Source organism: Pseudomonas sp. ITEM 17296 (genome assembly GCF_028895205.1).
Lineage (GTDB): Bacteria > Pseudomonadota > Gammaproteobacteria > Pseudomonadales > Pseudomonadaceae > Aquipseudomonas > Aquipseudomonas kermanshahensis.
Genome location: NZ_WJRS01000024.1, coordinates 41840 through 56396, shown reverse-complemented (window position 1 = coordinate 56396; position 14557 = coordinate 41840). Strand labels below are relative to the sequence as shown.

13 protein-coding genes are annotated in these 14557 nt (G+C 63.7%); all 13 read left to right on the top strand.

What is annotated here, in order from left to right:
- Positions 1 to 300: 300 nt before the first annotated feature.
- Genes mraZ through GIB19_RS22080 form a run of 13 tightly spaced genes read left to right on the top strand, consistent with a single transcriptional unit; the run spans position 301 to position 14557 of the window.
- Positions 301 to 756 (top strand): division/cell wall cluster transcriptional repressor MraZ, encoded by a 456-nt coding sequence (gene mraZ / locus GIB19_RS22140; RefSeq protein ID WP_004575120.1) that lies wholly within the window; start codon positions 301 to 303, stop codon positions 754 to 756.
- Entirely contained in the window at positions 753 to 1700 is a 948-nt protein-coding gene (gene rsmH / locus GIB19_RS22135) for a 16S rRNA (cytosine(1402)-N(4))-methyltransferase RsmH (protein ID WP_446731405.1), read from the top strand. Before mraZ ends, rsmH begins: the two co-directional genes overlap by 4 nt.
- Entirely contained in the window at positions 1697 to 1990 is a 294-nt protein-coding gene (gene ftsL, locus GIB19_RS22130) for a cell division protein FtsL (RefSeq protein WP_027594009.1), read from the top strand. The genes rsmH and ftsL overlap by 4 nt, the downstream gene beginning before the upstream one ends.
- The gene (locus GIB19_RS22125; protein ID WP_172960429.1) at positions 1990 to 3726 is read left to right on the top strand and encodes a peptidoglycan D,D-transpeptidase FtsI family protein; all 1737 of its coding nucleotides are present in this window, start codon (positions 1990 to 1992) and stop codon (positions 3724 to 3726) included. The genes ftsL and GIB19_RS22125 overlap by 1 nt, the downstream gene beginning before the upstream one ends.
- The gene (locus tag GIB19_RS22120) at positions 3723 to 5213 is read left to right on the top strand and encodes a UDP-N-acetylmuramoyl-L-alanyl-D-glutamate--2,6-diaminopimelate ligase (protein ID WP_265968567.1); all 1491 of its coding nucleotides are present in this window, start codon (positions 3723 to 3725) and stop codon (positions 5211 to 5213) included. Before GIB19_RS22125 ends, GIB19_RS22120 begins: the two co-directional genes overlap by 4 nt.
- Complete coding sequence (locus tag GIB19_RS22115) at positions 5206 to 6573, top strand: UDP-N-acetylmuramoyl-tripeptide--D-alanyl-D-alanine ligase (protein WP_274887979.1); 1368 nt, start codon at positions 5206 to 5208, stop codon at positions 6571 to 6573. The genes GIB19_RS22120 and GIB19_RS22115 overlap by 8 nt, the downstream gene beginning before the upstream one ends.
- Positions 6573 to 7655, top strand: coding sequence for a phospho-N-acetylmuramoyl-pentapeptide-transferase (mraY, locus tag GIB19_RS22110; protein WP_027594013.1), 1083 nt, complete (start codon positions 6573 to 6575; stop codon positions 7653 to 7655). Before GIB19_RS22115 ends, mraY begins: the two co-directional genes overlap by 1 nt.
- Positions 7656 to 7661: 6 nt before the next feature.
- A complete protein-coding gene (gene murD, locus GIB19_RS22105) occupies positions 7662 to 9008 on the top strand; it encodes a UDP-N-acetylmuramoyl-L-alanine--D-glutamate ligase (RefSeq protein ID WP_099455899.1) in 1347 nt (448 codons plus the stop codon).
- Positions 9005 to 10219: a putative lipid II flippase FtsW gene (gene ftsW, locus GIB19_RS22100; RefSeq protein ID WP_027594015.1), complete on the top strand. Its 1215-nt coding sequence runs from the start codon at positions 9005 to 9007 to the stop codon at positions 10217 to 10219. The genes murD and ftsW overlap by 4 nt, the downstream gene beginning before the upstream one ends.
- Positions 10209 to 11288, top strand: coding sequence for an undecaprenyldiphospho-muramoylpentapeptide beta-N-acetylglucosaminyltransferase (murG, locus tag GIB19_RS22095; RefSeq protein ID WP_099430365.1), 1080 nt, complete (start codon positions 10209 to 10211; stop codon positions 11286 to 11288). The genes ftsW and murG overlap by 11 nt, the downstream gene beginning before the upstream one ends.
- Positions 11281 to 12729 (top strand): UDP-N-acetylmuramate--L-alanine ligase, encoded by a 1449-nt coding sequence (murC, locus tag GIB19_RS22090; protein WP_027594017.1) that lies wholly within the window; start codon positions 11281 to 11283, stop codon positions 12727 to 12729. Before murG ends, murC begins: the two co-directional genes overlap by 8 nt.
- A complete protein-coding gene (locus GIB19_RS22085) occupies positions 12726 to 13682 on the top strand; it encodes a D-alanine--D-alanine ligase (RefSeq protein WP_099430364.1) in 957 nt (318 codons plus the stop codon). Before murC ends, GIB19_RS22085 begins: the two co-directional genes overlap by 4 nt.
- 5 nt (positions 13683 to 13687) lie before the next feature.
- Positions 13688 to 14557, top strand: coding sequence for a cell division protein FtsQ/DivIB (locus GIB19_RS22080; RefSeq protein ID WP_027594019.1), 870 nt, complete (start codon positions 13688 to 13690; stop codon positions 14555 to 14557).

Sequence of the window (14557 nt, the reverse complement as noted above, 5' to 3'; positions counted from 1 at the left end):
CCCTGCTTGAATCGATAGCAGGCGCGCTCTGGTAATACCGAAAAAATCTTACTCTTAATAAATCACTTTAACTTCGAACTCCATACGCTTGCGTGGGTTTGATTTTTCTCGTGTTTTTTTTCCGCCTGAACTCTTTCCACATTCCTTTATCGCGCTAAATCTCGGTCCTGTAAGGCTTTTCCTTATGAACGTGCCTTGACGGTGCAGCGGGCGGATTCCTATAGTGTGCGCAAGTGGCAGAAAGTGGGATGAAGTGGGTTTTCTGGCACAAAAAAGCTACCATTGTGGGGAATCGCAGCCGTGTTCCGCGGAGCCAACGCCGTCAGCCTCGATGCCAAAGGCCGTCTCGCCATGCCGAGCCGGTACCGCGACGAGCTCGATTCGCGTTGCAATGGTCAGCTGATCGTGACCATCGATGCTGTAGACCCCTGCTTGTGTGTCTACCCCCTCGATGAGTGGGAACAGATAGAAGCCAAGTTGCGTGCCTTGCCGTCGTTGCGTGAGGAAAACCGCCGCCTGCAGCGTTTGCTGATCGGTAATGCGGTTGACCTGGAGCTCGATGGCAGTGGGCGTTTCCTGGTACCGCCCCGCCTGCGTGAGTACGCCAAGCTCGACAAGAAGGCGATGCTGGTGGGGCAACTGAACAAATTCCAGCTGTGGGATGAGGATGCCTGGAACGCGGTTTCGGCAGCCGACCTTGCAGCTATTCAACAACCGGGCGCCATGCCCGACGAATTGCGTGACCTGATCCTGTGACCATAGATAGCGGCTTCAACCACATTACCGTCCTGCTCGACGAAGCTGTCGAGGCATTGGCCCTGCGCGCCGACGGTTGCTATCTGGACGGCACCTTTGGCCGTGGCGGACACAGCCGTCTGATCCTCAGCAAGCTCGGGCCGCAAGGGCGGCTGCTGGGCTTCGACAAAGATCCACAGGCGATTGCCACAGGGCAAGCGCTGGCGGCCGAAGACGGCCGCTTTGTCATTGTGCAGCGCAGCTTTGCCGAGTTGGGCGCGGAAGTGGCCGAACGCGGCCTGGCTGGCAAGGTCAGCGGTATCCTGCTTGACCTGGGCGTTTCCTCGCCGCAGCTGGATGATCCTGAGCGCGGCTTCAGTTTCCTCAATGATGGCCCGCTGGACATGCGCATGAACCCTGACCAGGGCATCAGCGCTGCCGAGTTCATCGCTACCGCATCCGTGGAAGAAATTGCCCGCGTATTCAAAGAGTACGGCGAGGAGCGTTTTGCCGGGCGCATGGCGCGCGCCGTCGTGGAACGCCGCGAAAAGCAGCCCTTCACCCGTACTGCCGACCTGGCCGAAGTGCTCAAGGTCGCCAACCCGGCGTGGGAAAAGGGCAAGAACCCGGCCACCCGCGCCTTCCAAGGCCTGCGCATCCACGTCAACAACGAGTTGGGTGACCTTGAGGCTGGGCTTGAGGCCGCGCTCGATGCGCTGGAAATCGGTGGTCGCCTGGCGGTCATCAGCTTCCACTCGCTCGAAGACCGCATCGTCAAATTGTTCATGCGCAAGCTGGTCAAGGGCGAGGCAGACAACCTGCCGCGCAACCTGCCGGTACAGCACAAGGTCTTCGAACCGAAAATCAAGCTCATCGGCAAGGCGCAGTTCGCGTCCGAGGCTGAGCTCAAGGCCAACCCGCGGTCGCGCAGCGCCGTGATGCGGGTGGCGGAGAAGCTGCGGTGAGCAGGCTGTTTGCCAAGCCATTGCCAGGCGGAAGCTTCCTGATGCTTCTGCTGTTCGTCGGTGTCCTGGTTTCGGCCATCGCCGTGTCCTACAGCGCCCACTGGAACCGTCAGTTGCTCAATACCCTGTACGGCGAATTGAGCGAGCGCGACAAGGCCCAGGCCGAATGGGGGCGCTTGATCCTTGAGCAAAGCACCTGGACCGCCCACAGCCGTATCGAGAGCCTCGCTTCCGAGCAATTGAAAATGCGCGTCCCTGCGGCTGACGAAGTGCGGATGGTGGCGCCATGATGAAGCTCGAAGGCGCACTCTACCCCTGGCGCTTCCGGGTAGTGATCGGTTTGCTGGCACTGATGGTGGGTGCCATCTGCTGGCGCATCATCGACCTGCAAGTCGTCGACCGTGACTTCCTCAAGGGCCAGGGTGATGCCCGCAGCCTGCGGCATATTCCGATTCCTGCGCACCGTGGCCTGATCACCGACCGCAACGGCGAGCCGCTGGCGGTCAGTACGCCGGTCACCACCCTGTGGGCCAACCCCAAGGAAATGCAGGCCGCCAAGGACCGTTGGCCGCAGTTGGCGGCTGCATTGGGGCAAAACGCCCAGCAGTTGACCGAGCGCCTGACCCAACAGGCCAACAAGGAATTCATCTACCTGGTCCGCGGGTTGACCCCGGAGCAGGGCCAGCAGGTGCTCGACCTGAAAGTGCCGGGCGTGTATGGCCTGGAAGAGTTCCGCCGTTTCTACCCGGCCGGTGATGTCACCGCGCACATGGTCGGCTTTACCGACCTCGATGACCACGGGCGTGAAGGGGTAGAGCTGGCCTACGACGAATGGCTGGCCGGCGTGCCGGGCAAGCGACAGGTGATCAAGGACCGGCGCGGCCGGCTGATCAAGGACATTCAGGTCACCAAAAACGCCAAGGCCGGTAAGACCTTGGCGTTGTCGATAGACCTGCGCCTGCAATACCTGGCCACCCGTGAACTGCGCAACGCCATTGCCGAACAGGAAGCCAAGGCCGGCAGCCTGGTGATCATGGACGTCAAGACCGGTGAAGTCCTGGCCATGGTCAACCAGCCGACCTACAACCCGAACAACCGCCGCAGCATGTTCCCTGCCGCGATGCGTAACCGGGCGATCATCGACGTGTTCGAGCCAGGTTCGACCGTCAAGCCGATCTCCATGAGTGCGGCGCTGCAGAGCGGGCGCTGGAAAACCACCGACAAGGTCGAGGTTTACCCGGGCAGCCTGCAGATCGGCCGCTACACCATCAAGGACGTTTCCCGCAGCGAGGGCCCGATCCTCGACCTGACCGGCATCCTGATCAACTCCTCCAACGTCGGCATGAGCAAGATCGCTTTCGACATCGGTGGCGAGGCCATCTACCGGGTCATGTCCCAGGTTGGCCTGGGGCAATACACCGGCCTGGGCTTCCCGGGCGAGCGGGTGGGCAACCTGCCTAACCACCGTGAGTGGCGCAAGGCCGAGACCGCGACCCTGTCCTATGGCTATGGCGTATCGGTGACTGCTTTGCAGCTGGTGCATGCCTACGCGGCGCTGGCCAACGACGGCAAGATGGTGCCGCTGTCGATCCTCAAGGTGGACAAGGCGCCCGAGGCTGTTCAGGCGATTCCGAAAGAAACCGCCGAAACCGTCCAAGGCATGCTGCAGCAGGTGATCGAGGCGCCGCGCGGGGTATTCCGTGCGCAGGTGCCGTTCTATCACGTGGGTGGCAAGTCCGGTACGGCGCGTAAGGCGACCGTTGGTTCCAAGGGCTACACCGAAAACGCCTACCGCTCGCTGTTCGCAGGCTTCGGCCCGATGAGCGATCCGCGTTACGCCATCGTCGTGGTCATTGATGAACCGAGCAAGGGCGGCTACTTCGGTGGTCTGGTTTCGGCGCCTGTGTTCAGCAAGGTCATGTCGGGCACCCTGCGTTTGATGAACGTGCCGCCAGACAACCTGCCGCCGCCACCCACCGCACAACCACAAGTCACTGCAGCTGCCGCCAAGGGAGGGCGTGGATGATGACAATGCCATTGAGCAAGCTTTTCGCCCACGCCAGCCGCGATCCGCTGATCCGCGAGCTGACCCTGGACAGCCGCGCCGTGCGTCCGGGTGACCTGTTCCTGGCCGTCCCGGGTGCCAAGGTCGATGGCCGCGACCATATCGCCGATGCCTTGGCCCGTCGTGCTGCCGCCGTTGCCTACGAAGAGCAGGGCGCTACCGTGCTGCCGATCACCGACGTGCCGCTGATTCCGGTCAAGGGCCTGATCGCCCAGCTGTCGGATATCGCCGGTCGCTTCTATGGCGAACCGAGCCGCCAGTTGAACCTGGTCGGGGTTACCGGCACCAACGGCAAGACCAGCGTGACTCAGTTGGTGGCGCAGGCGCTTGACGTGCTGGGCCAGCGTTGCGGCCTGATCGGCACCCTGGGTACCGGCTTCTACGGTGAGCTGCAGAGCGGCCGCCTGACCACGCCAGACCCAATCGCGGTGCAGTCGACGCTCTACGACCTGAAAAAGGGCGGTGCCAAGGCTGTAGCGATGGAGGTGTCCTCGCATGCCCTGGAGCAGGGGCGCGTCGCCGCGCTGGAATTCGATATCGCGGTCATGACCAACCTGTCCCGTGATCATCTGGATTACCACGGCAGCATGGAGGCCTATGAGGCCGCCAAGGCCAAGCTGTTCGCCTGGCGCAGCCTGCGCTGCCAGGTGGTCAACCTGGATGACGATTTTGGCCGCCGCCTGGCGCTGGCGTATGCCCGCCGTCCGAGTGCCGATCATATCGAGACCCGGCTGCTCAGCTACAGCCTGGAAAACCCGGAAGCGTCGTTGTATTGCCGTGAAGCCACCTTCGATGACGATGGCGTGCGCGCAATCCTCGTGACCGCCCAGGGTGAGCGTACCTTGCGCAGCCAGCTGCTTGGCCGCTTCAACCTGAGCAACATGCTTGCGGCCGTGGCCACGCTGCTGGCCCTGGATTACTCGCTGGACGAAATTCTCAAGGTCACCCCGCAGTTGCAAGGGCCGGTTGGCCGCATGCAGCGCTTGGGTGGCGGCGACAAACCGCTGGTGGTGGTTGATTACGCCCACACCCCGGATGCCCTGGAAAAAGTACTCGAGGCCCTGCGCCCACATGCGCACGGCAAGCTGCTGTGCCTGTTCGGCTGCGGTGGCGACCGTGACCGTGGCAAGCGCCCGCTGATGGCCGGTGTGGCCGAGCGCCTGGCTGACCGCGTGCTGGTTACCGATGACAACCCGCGCAGTGAAGACCCACTGCGGATCTTCGACGATATCCGCCCTGGTTTTGCCAAGCCAGACAGCGTCGAGTTCGTCGCTGGCCGCGGCGAAGCCATCGCCCACCTGATCGCCACTGCCGCAGCCGATGACGTTATCGTCCTTGCCGGCAAGGGGCACGAGGATTACCAGGAGATTCACGGCGAGCGCCACGATTTCTCCGATCTGGTCGAAGCCGAGAAGGCACTTGCAGCCTGGGAGGCTCCACATGCTTAAAGCCATGACACTCAGCCAGCTGACTACAGCACTGAGTGCTCGCCTGGTCAACGCCGACGCCAGCTTTAACGGCGTCAGCATCGACAGCCGCAGCGTCACTGCCGGGCAGTTGTTCGTCGCGCTGACGGGGCCACGCTTCGATGGCCATGATTACCTGGCCGATGTAAAAGCCAAGGGCGCCGTTGCCGCGCTGGTCGAGCGCGAAGTTGCCGATGTCGACCTGCCGCAGTTGCTGGTCGCCGACTGCCGTCTGGCCCTGGGCCAGCTCGGGGCGCTGAACCGCGCTGCGTTCGACAAGCCTGTCGTAGCCATCACCGGCTCCAGCGGCAAGACCACGGTCAAGGAAATGCTGGCCAGCATCCTGCGCACCCGGGGCCTGGTGCATGCCACCCGCGGCAACCTGAACAACGACCTCGGTGCCCCGCTGACCCTGCTGGAAATCGCCCCGGAGCACAGCGCGGCGGTGATCGAACTCGGCGCTTCGCGCATCGGTGAGATCCGCTACACCGTCGGCCTGACCCAGCCCCAGGTGGTCATCATCAATAACGCCGGCACCGCCCACGTGGGTGAGTTCGGCGGCCCTGAGAAAATCGTCGAAGCCAAGGGCGAGATCCTCGAAGGCCTGGGCGAGGGCGGCACGGCCATCCTCAACCTGGACGACAAGGCCTTTGGCATCTGGAAGGCACGTGCAGGGGCGCACACGGTCATCAGCTTCGCCCGCACTAACGTTAGCGCCGATTTCCATGCCACCGACATTGGTCGTGATGCGCGTGGTTGCCCGTCGTTCAAGCTGCATGGCGCCGGTGAAACCGTAGACGTGCAACTCAACGTGCTGGGCGAGCACAACGTCAGCAACGCGCTGGCCGCCGCCGCCGCTGCCCATGCCGTCGGTCTGAGCCTGAGCGGCATCGCCGCCGGGCTGAACGCCGTGCAACCGGTCAAGGGCCGCACCGTGGCGCAGATCGCGCCGAACGGTGTGCGCGTGATCGACGACAGTTACAACGCAAATCCCACCTCCATGTGCGCGGCCATTGATATACTCGCCGGCTTTTCCGGCCGCACCGTCCTGGTGCTCGGGGATATCGGCGAATTGGGCCAATGGGCGGAAGAAGGCCACCGTCAGGTGGGTGACTACGCGCGTGGCAAGGTCGACGCCCTGTACGCAGTGGGTACCAACATGACACATGCGGTCAAGGCGTTCGGCGCCAATGGCCGTCATTTCGCTACTCAAGCTGAGCTGATCGACGCGGTTAGCGCCGAAAATGCCAGCGACACCACAATCTTGATCAAGGGCTCGCGTAGCGCTGCGATGGAAAACGTCGTGGCGGCTTTGTGTGGTTCAAGCGGGGAGAAACATTAATGCTGCTGCTGTTGGCTGAGTATCTGCAACAGTTCCATAAAGGCTTCGCGGTCTTCCAGTACCTGTCCCTGCGCGGGATCCTGGGTGTACTGACCGCGTTGTCACTGGCGCTGTGGCTGGGCCCTTGGATGATCCGTACCCTGCAGATCCGCCAGATCGGTCAGGCTGTCCGTAACGACGGCCCGCAATCGCACTTGTCCAAATCCGGCACCCCCACCATGGGCGGCGCGCTGATCCTTTCCGCTATCGCCGTCAGCACCCTGCTGTGGGCTGACCTGTCCAACCGCTACGTGTGGGTCGTGCTGATCGTCACCCTGGCGTTTGGCGCCATCGGCTGGGTCGACGACTACCGCAAGGTGATCGAAAAGAACTCCCGTGGCTTGCCAAGCCGCTGGAAGTACTTCTGGCAGTCGGTGTTTGGCCTGGCTGCTGCGGTCTTCCTTTACAAGACCGCCCCGACCAGCGTCGAAACCACACTGATACTGCCGTTCATCAAGGATGTCACCATCCCGCTGGGCGTTGGCTTCATCGTACTGACCTACTTCGTCATCGTCGGCTCCAGCAACGCGGTCAACCTCACCGATGGCCTCGACGGCCTGGCCATCATGCCAACGGTCATGGTGGGCGGTGCATTGGGCATCTTCTGCTACCTGTCGGGTAACGTGAAATTCGCTGAGTACCTGCTGATCCCGTATGTGCCGGGTTCGGGGGAACTGATCGTGTTCTGCGGCGCATTGATCGGCGCCGGCCTGGGCTTCCTGTGGTTCAACACTTACCCGGCGCAAGTCTTCATGGGTGACGTTGGCGCGCTGGCGCTGGGCGCCGCGCTGGGCACCATCGCGGTGATCGTTCGCCAGGAAATCGTCCTGTTCATCATGGGCGGCATCTTCGTGGTGGAGACCCTGTCGGTGGTGATCCAGGTCGCCTCCTTCAAGTTGACCGGTAAGCGTGTGTTCCGCATGGCGCCGATCCACCACCACTTTGAACTCAAGGGCTGGCCTGAGCCACGGGTGATCGTCCGTTTCTGGATCATCACCGTGATTCTGGTGCTGGTCGGCCTTGCAACCCTGAAACTGAGGTAGATGAGCGTGTCACTGATCGCTTCCGACCAATTCCGCATCGTTGTCGGCCTCGGCAAGAGCGGCATGTCCCTGGTTCGCTTCCTGGCGAGCCGGGGCATTGCCTTTGCGGTCGCCGACACCCGCGAGCAACCGCCGGAACTGGACACCCTGCGCCGTGATTACCCGCAGGTGGAAGTGCGCTGTGGCGAGCTGGACGTGGACTTCCTGTGCCGCGCCAACGAACTGTACGTGAGCCCGGGCCTGGCCTTGTCCACCCCGGCGCTGCAACAGGCTGCGGCACGGGGTGTGGCCCTGTCGGGCGACATCGAGCTGTTCGCCCGCCATGCCAAAGCGCCAATCATCGCCATCAGCGGCTCCAACGCAAAAAGCACCGTGACCACCCTGGTCGGTGAAATGGCCGCCAAGGCGGGCAAGCGCGTGGCCGTGGGCGGTAACCTCGGCACGCCAGCCCTGGACCTGCTGAGCGATGAGGTGGAACTGTATGTGCTGGAGCTGTCCAGCTTCCAGCTGGAAACCACAGACCAGCTCAACGCCGAAGTCGCCACCGTGCTGAACATCAGCGAAGACCACATGGACCGCTACAGCGGCCTGCCGGCTTATCACCTGGCCAAGCACCGCATCTTCCGGGGCGCTCATCAGGTGGTGGTGAACCGCCAGGACGCGCTGAGCCGGCCATTGCCGGTCGAAGGCCGGCCGTGCTGGAGCTTTGGCCTGAACCAACCGGACTTCAAGGCCTTCGGCCTGCGTGAGGTCGACGGCGAGAAGTACCTGGCGTTCGAATTCCAGAACCTGATGCCCGTGCGCGAACTGAAAATTCGCGGTTCGCACAACCACAGCAACGCCCTCGCAGCCCTGGCCCTCGGCCATGCCGCAGGCTTGCCGTTTGCACCGATGCTCGACGCCCTGCGCGAGTTTGGCGGCCTGGCCCATCGTTGCCAGTGGGTGCGCGAGCGCAACGGTGTCAATTGGTACGACGACTCCAAGGCCACCAACGTCGGTGCTGCGCTGGCGGCCATCGAAGGCCTGGGCGCGGATATCGCCGGCAAGCTGGTGTTGATCGCCGGCGGTGACGGCAAAGGTGCCGACTTTGCCGCGTTGCGTGAGCCAGTGGCGCGCTTCTGCCGTGCGGTGGTGCTGTTGGGCCGTGATGCCGAGCGCCTCGCCGAAGCGTTGGGCGAAGGTGTACCGCACGTGCGGGTCAAGACCCTGGAAGACGCCGTCGAGCAGTGCGCCGCCCTGGCTCAGCCGGGTGATGCCGTGCTGTTGTCGCCGGCCTGCGCCAGCCTCGACATGTTCAAGAACTTTGAAGAACGCGGGCGCCTGTTCGCCCAAGCGGCGGGAGGGCTGGCATGATCTTCGGCATCTTCAAGCCGTACCCGTCGCCGCTGATCAGTGGCCGTGGCATCGACCTCGACTTCGCCATGCTTGCCGGCTGCCTGGCATTGCTGGGCCTGGGCCTGGTGATGATCACCTCGGCGTCCTCGGAAGTGGCCGCGGTGCAGTCGGGCAACCCGCTTTACCACATGTTCCGTCACCTGGTGTACGTGGTCATCGGCCTGGTCGCCTGCGGCGCCACCATGCTGGTGCCGATTGCCACCTGGCAGCGCATGGGCTTCATGATGCTGCTGGGCGCTTTCGGCCTGCTGGTGCTGGTGCTGGTGCCGGGTATCGGACGGGAAGTGAACGGTTCCATGCGCTGGATCGGTTTCAGCTTCTTCAACGTGCAGCCGTCGGAGATCGCCAAGGTCTTCGTGGTCATCTACCTGGCCGGCTACCTGGTGCGCCGGCAGACCGAGGTGCGTGAGAGCTGGATGGGCTTCTTCAAACCGTTCATCGTGCTGCTGCCGATGGCTGGCCTGCTGCTGATGGAGCCGGACTTCGGTGCCACCGTGGTGATGATGGGCGCTGCGGCGGCCATGTTGTTCCTCGGCGGGGTGGGGTTGTTCCGCTTCAGTTTGATGGTGGTGCTGGCGGTGGTCGCGGTGTTTGTCCTGGTGCAGGCCCAGCCGTACCGGATGGCACGTTTGATCACCTTTACCGACCCCTGGTCCGACCAGTTCGGCTCGGGCTACCAGTTGACCCAGGCCTTGATCGCTTTCGGCCGCGGTGAGTGGCTGGGCGTTGGCCTGGGCAACAGCGTACAGAAGCAGTTCTACCTGCCCGAGGCGCACACCGACTTCGTGTTCTCGGTGCTGGCTGAAGAGCTTGGCGTGGTCGGCTCGCTGGTCACCATCGCGCTGTTCGTTTTCGTCACCGTGCGCGCCTTGTACATCGGCCTGTGGGCCGAAAAGGCCAAGCAGTTCTTCGCTGCCTACATGGCATTCGGCCTGGCCTTCCTGTGGATCGGCCAGTTCCTGATCAATATCGGCGTGAACGTCGGCCTGCTGCCGACCAAGGGCCTGACCTTGCCGTTCCTCAGTTACGGGGGCAGCTCGCTGGTAATCTGTTGCGCCTGCGTGGGCTTGCTGCTGCGCATCGAGTGGGAGAGCCGCACGCACCTGGGCAGCGAGGAACACGAATTCAATGAAAGCGATTTTGCCGAGGAGACCAGTCATGGCCGCTGACGGCAAGAACGTACTGATCATGGCAGGTGGTACCGGGGGCCACGTGTTCCCGGCCCTGGCCTGCGCCCGTGAATTCCAGGCACGGGGTTACAGCGTGCACTGGCTGGGCACGCCGAAAGGCATCGAGAACGAACTGGTGCCCCAGGCCGGTCTGCCGTTGCACCTCATCCAGGTCAGCGGCCTGCGCGGCAAGGGCAAGCTGTCGCTGCTCAAGGCGCCGTTCACCCTGGTCAAGGCGGTACTGCAGGCACGGCGCATCATTCGTCAGCTCAAGCCTGTGTGCGTGCTGGGCTTCGGCGGCTACGTGACCGGGCCGGGCGGTGTGGCCGCGCGGCTGTGCGGTGTGCCGCTGGTCATTCACGAACAGAATGCGCGCGCGGGTACCGCCAATCGGTTGCTGGTGCCACTCTCGGCACGCGTCTGCGAAGCTTTCCCAAACACCTTCGCGGCCAGCGGCAAACGCCGCACCACCGGCAACCCGGTGCGCCCGGAGCTGTTCATGGACGCGCAACGCGCACCCTTGGCCGAACGCCGTGCACGCCTGCTTGTGCTCGGGGGCAGCCTGGGTGCGGAACCATTGAACAAATTGTTGCCTAAGGCCCTGTCTGAAGTGCCTGCAACACTGCGGCCAGAGGTGTTCCACCAGGCTGGCAAGCAGCACGCGCCGATCACCGCCGAGCGTTATCACGAGGCGGGCGTCGAGGCTCAGGTAGAGCCTTTCATCAAGGACATGGCCCAAGCCTATGGCTGGGCCGACATCGTGGTGTGCCGGGCCGGTGCCCTGACCGTCAGCGAACTCGCGGCGGCGGGCCTGCCTTCGATGCTGGTGCCGTTGCCCCATGCGATCGACGATCACCAGACCCACAACGCCCACTATCTGGCTCGGGAAGGCGCTGCCTTCCTGATGCCACAAGCGACAACTGGCGCAGCGCAGCTCGCTGAACGCCTGAACGAGGTGCTGATGCAACCCGAGAAACTCAACACCATGGCTGGCACCGCACGGCGCCTGGCCAAACCTGCCGCAACCAGCACCGTGGTCGACATCTGCCTGGAGGTGGCCCATGGTTGAAAGCCAGAAAGCCATGCCGCAGCCAAAAATGGGCCGCATCCGTCGCATCCACTTCGTCGGTATCGGCGGCGTGGGCATGTGCGGCATCGCCGAAGTGCTGCTGAACCTGGGCTATGAAGTGTCCGGTTCCGACCTCAAGGCCTCGCCGGTTACCGAGCGGCTGGAGTCGTTCGGCGCAGAGATCTTCGTTGGCCACCGTGCCGAAAACGCTGCCAACGCCGACGTACTGGTCGTGTCCAGCGCCATCAACCCGGCCAACCCGGAAGTCGCCACTGCCCTGGAACGTCGTATTCCGGTGGTGCCGCGCGCCGAGATGCTCGCCGAGCTGATGCGCTACCGCCATGGCGTGGCCGTTGCCGGCACGCACGGCAAGACCACCACCACCAGCCTGCTGGCCTCGGTGTTCGCCGCTGGCGGCCTGGACCCGACGTTCGTCATCGGCGGGCGCCTGACCGCAGCGGGCACCAATGCCCAGCTGGGCACCAGCCGCTACCTGATCGCCGAAGCGGACGAGAGCGACGCCAGCTTCCTGCACCTGCAACCGATGGTCGCCGTGGTCACCAACATCGACGCCGACCACATGGCCACCTACGAGGGTGACTTCAACAAACTGAAGAAAACCTTCGTCGAGTTCCTGCACAACCTGCCGTTCTATGGGTTGGCAGTGATGTGCCTGGACGACCCGGTGGTGCGCGAGATCCTGCCGCAGGTCAAACGCCCCACGGTCACCTACGGCTTCAGCGAAGAGGCCGACATCCGCGCCATCAATGTGCGCCAGCAGGGCATGCAGACGCATTTCACCGTCCTGCGCCGCGACTGCGAGCCGCTGGAGGTGTCGGTGAACATGCCCGGCAACCACAACGTGCTCAATGCCCTGGCAACCATTGCCATCGCCTCTGACGAAGGGATCAGCGACGAGGCCATCGTCCAGGGGCTGTCCGGCTTCCAGGGCGTCGGCCGACGCTTCCAGGTCTATGGCGAGCTGCCGGTCGACGGCGGCAGCGTGATGCTGGTCGACGACTACGGCCACCACCCGACTGAGGTCGCTGCGGTGATCAAGGCCGTGCGCGGGGGCTGGCCAAGCCGCCGCCTGGTGATTGTCTACCAGCCGCACCGTTACAGCCGCACCCGCGACCTGTACGACGACTTCGTACAAGTGCTGGGCGACGCCAACGTGCTGCTGCTGATGGAAGTCTACCCGGCCGGTGAAGAGCCGATTCCGGGTGCGGACAGCCGTCAGCTGTGCCACAGCATCCGCCAGCGCGGCAAGCTCGACCCGATCTACATCGAACGTGGCGCCGAGCTTGCGCCCCTGGTCCAGCCGCTGCTGCGTGCCGGCGACATCCTGCTGTGCCAGGGTGCCGGTGATGTTGGTGGCCTGGCCCCGCAATTGATGAAAAGCCCGCTGTTCGCTGGCGCCAAGCAGGAGAAGTCGAAATGACCAGCGCCTACGACAAGCTGCACTCGACCCTGGACGTCAAGGCGTTCGGCCGCGTCGCTGTGCTGTACGGCGGCAAGAGTGCCGAGCGTGAAGTCTCGCTCAAGTCCGGCGCCGCCGTGATCGACGCCTTGACCCGCGCCGGTGTCGACGTGGTTGCCATCGATGTGGGCGACGACCTGCTCGACCGCCTGCAAAGCGAGAAGATCGACCGCGCCTTCATCATCCTCCACGGCCGTGGCGGTGAAGACGGCAGCATGCAAGGCCTGCTCGAGTGCCTGGGCATCCCTTACACCGGCAGCGGCATCCTCGCGTCGGCCCTGGCCATGGACAAACTGCGCACCAAGCAGGTGTGGCAGAGCCTGGGCATTCCGACCCCGCGCCACGCGGTATTGGCCAGCGAAAGCGATTGTTTGAAGGCCAGTATGGAACTGGGCTTCCCGCTTATCGTCAAACCCGCCCATGAAGGCTCTAGCATCGGCATGGCCAAGGTGAACAGCGAGCAGGAACTGGTCGCCGCCTGGCAGGACGCCGCCAAATACGATTCCCAGGTACTGGTGGAGCAGTGGATCCACGGGCCGGAGTTCACCATCGCGGTACTGCGCGGCCAGGTGCTGCCGCCGATCGCCCTGGGTACGCCGCACGTGTTCTACGACTACGACGCCAAGTACATCGCCAACGATACCCAGTACCGCATCCCGTGCGGCCTGGACAGCGTCAAGGAACAGGAACTCATCGACCTGACCGCGCGCGCCTGCGATGCCATCGGCATCGAAGGCTGGGGGCGGTTGGATGTGATGCAGGACGAGCAGGGCCGGTTCTGGCTGCTCGAAGTCAACACCGCACCCGGCATGACTGATCATAGCCTGGTGCCCATGGCGGCCCGCGCGGCCGGCTTGGACTTCCAGCAACTGGTGCTGGCAATCCTGGCCGCCAGCGTCGAGACGCGAGGTTAACAGCCATGCAAGGCGCGATGTTACGTCATCAGCAACCCGCCACCGGCCGTAACAAGCCGGTGCCGCGCGGTGCCAGTCGAATGGTGGCCAAAGAGCCCATGTCGGCGCGCCTGCCCAAGGCCAACTTCAGTGGACTCAAGCGCCTGCTCTGGCCGGTGCTGCTGGTGGCAGCAGGCTTCGGCGCCTATGAAGGCGCCATTCGCCTGATGCCCTACGCCGACCGGCCGATCACCAAGATCGCGGTGCAGGGCGACCTCAGCTACATCAGCCAGCAGGCGGTGCAGCAGCGGATCGCCCCGTTCATGGCGGCGAGCTTCTTCAGTGTCGACCTGCCGGCGATGCGCGCAGAGCTCGAGCAGATGCCGTGGATCGCTCACGCCGAGGTGCGGCGCGTGTGGCCGGACGAGGTGGTGATCCGCCTGGAAGAACAGCTGCCAGTGGCACGCTGGGGTGACGAAGCCTTGCTCAATAACCAGGGCCAGGCCTTTACCCCGCGTGAGCTGGCCAACTATGAGCACCTGCCGCAGCTGTTCGGGCCGCAGCGTGCTCAGCAACAAGTCATGCAGCAGTATCAGGTATTGAGCCAGATGCTGCGCCCCATGGGCTTTTCCATCGCTCGCCTGGAGCTGCGCGAGCGAGGCAGCTGGTTCCTGACCACCGGTGCGGGCAGCACCGGGCCAGGCATCGAACTGCTGTTGGGGCGCGACCATCTGGTGGAGAAGATGCGCCGTTTCATTGCCATTTACGACAAGACGCTTAAAGAGCAGATCACCAACATCGCCCGCATCGATCTGCGATACGCCAACGGACTTGCCGTTGGTTGGCGGGAACCGATTGCACCGACGACGGCCCAACCCGCCGTTGCGAAGAATTAG

Coding starts and splice junctions, on each gene's coding strand:
- GIB19_RS22125 (WP_172960429.1), top strand. CDS start 1,990: ATGAAGCTCGAAGGCGCACTCTACCCCTGGCGCTTCCGGGTAGTGATC.
- GIB19_RS22120 (WP_265968567.1), top strand. CDS start 3,723: ATGATGACAATGCCATTGAGCAAGCTTTTCGCCCACGCCAGCCGCGAT.
- GIB19_RS22115 (WP_274887979.1), top strand. CDS start 5,206: ATGCTTAAAGCCATGACACTCAGCCAGCTGACTACAGCACTGAGTGCT.
- mraY (WP_027594013.1), top strand. CDS start 6,573: ATGCTGCTGCTGTTGGCTGAGTATCTGCAACAGTTCCATAAAGGCTTC.
- ftsW (WP_027594015.1), top strand. CDS start 9,005: ATGATCTTCGGCATCTTCAAGCCGTACCCGTCGCCGCTGATCAGTGGC.
- murG (WP_099430365.1), top strand. CDS start 10,209: ATGGCCGCTGACGGCAAGAACGTACTGATCATGGCAGGTGGTACCGGG.
- murC (WP_027594017.1), top strand. CDS start 11,281: ATGGTTGAAAGCCAGAAAGCCATGCCGCAGCCAAAAATGGGCCGCATC.
- GIB19_RS22085 (WP_099430364.1), top strand. CDS start 12,726: ATGACCAGCGCCTACGACAAGCTGCACTCGACCCTGGACGTCAAGGCG.
- GIB19_RS22080 (WP_027594019.1), top strand. CDS start 13,688: ATGCAAGGCGCGATGTTACGTCATCAGCAACCCGCCACCGGCCGTAAC.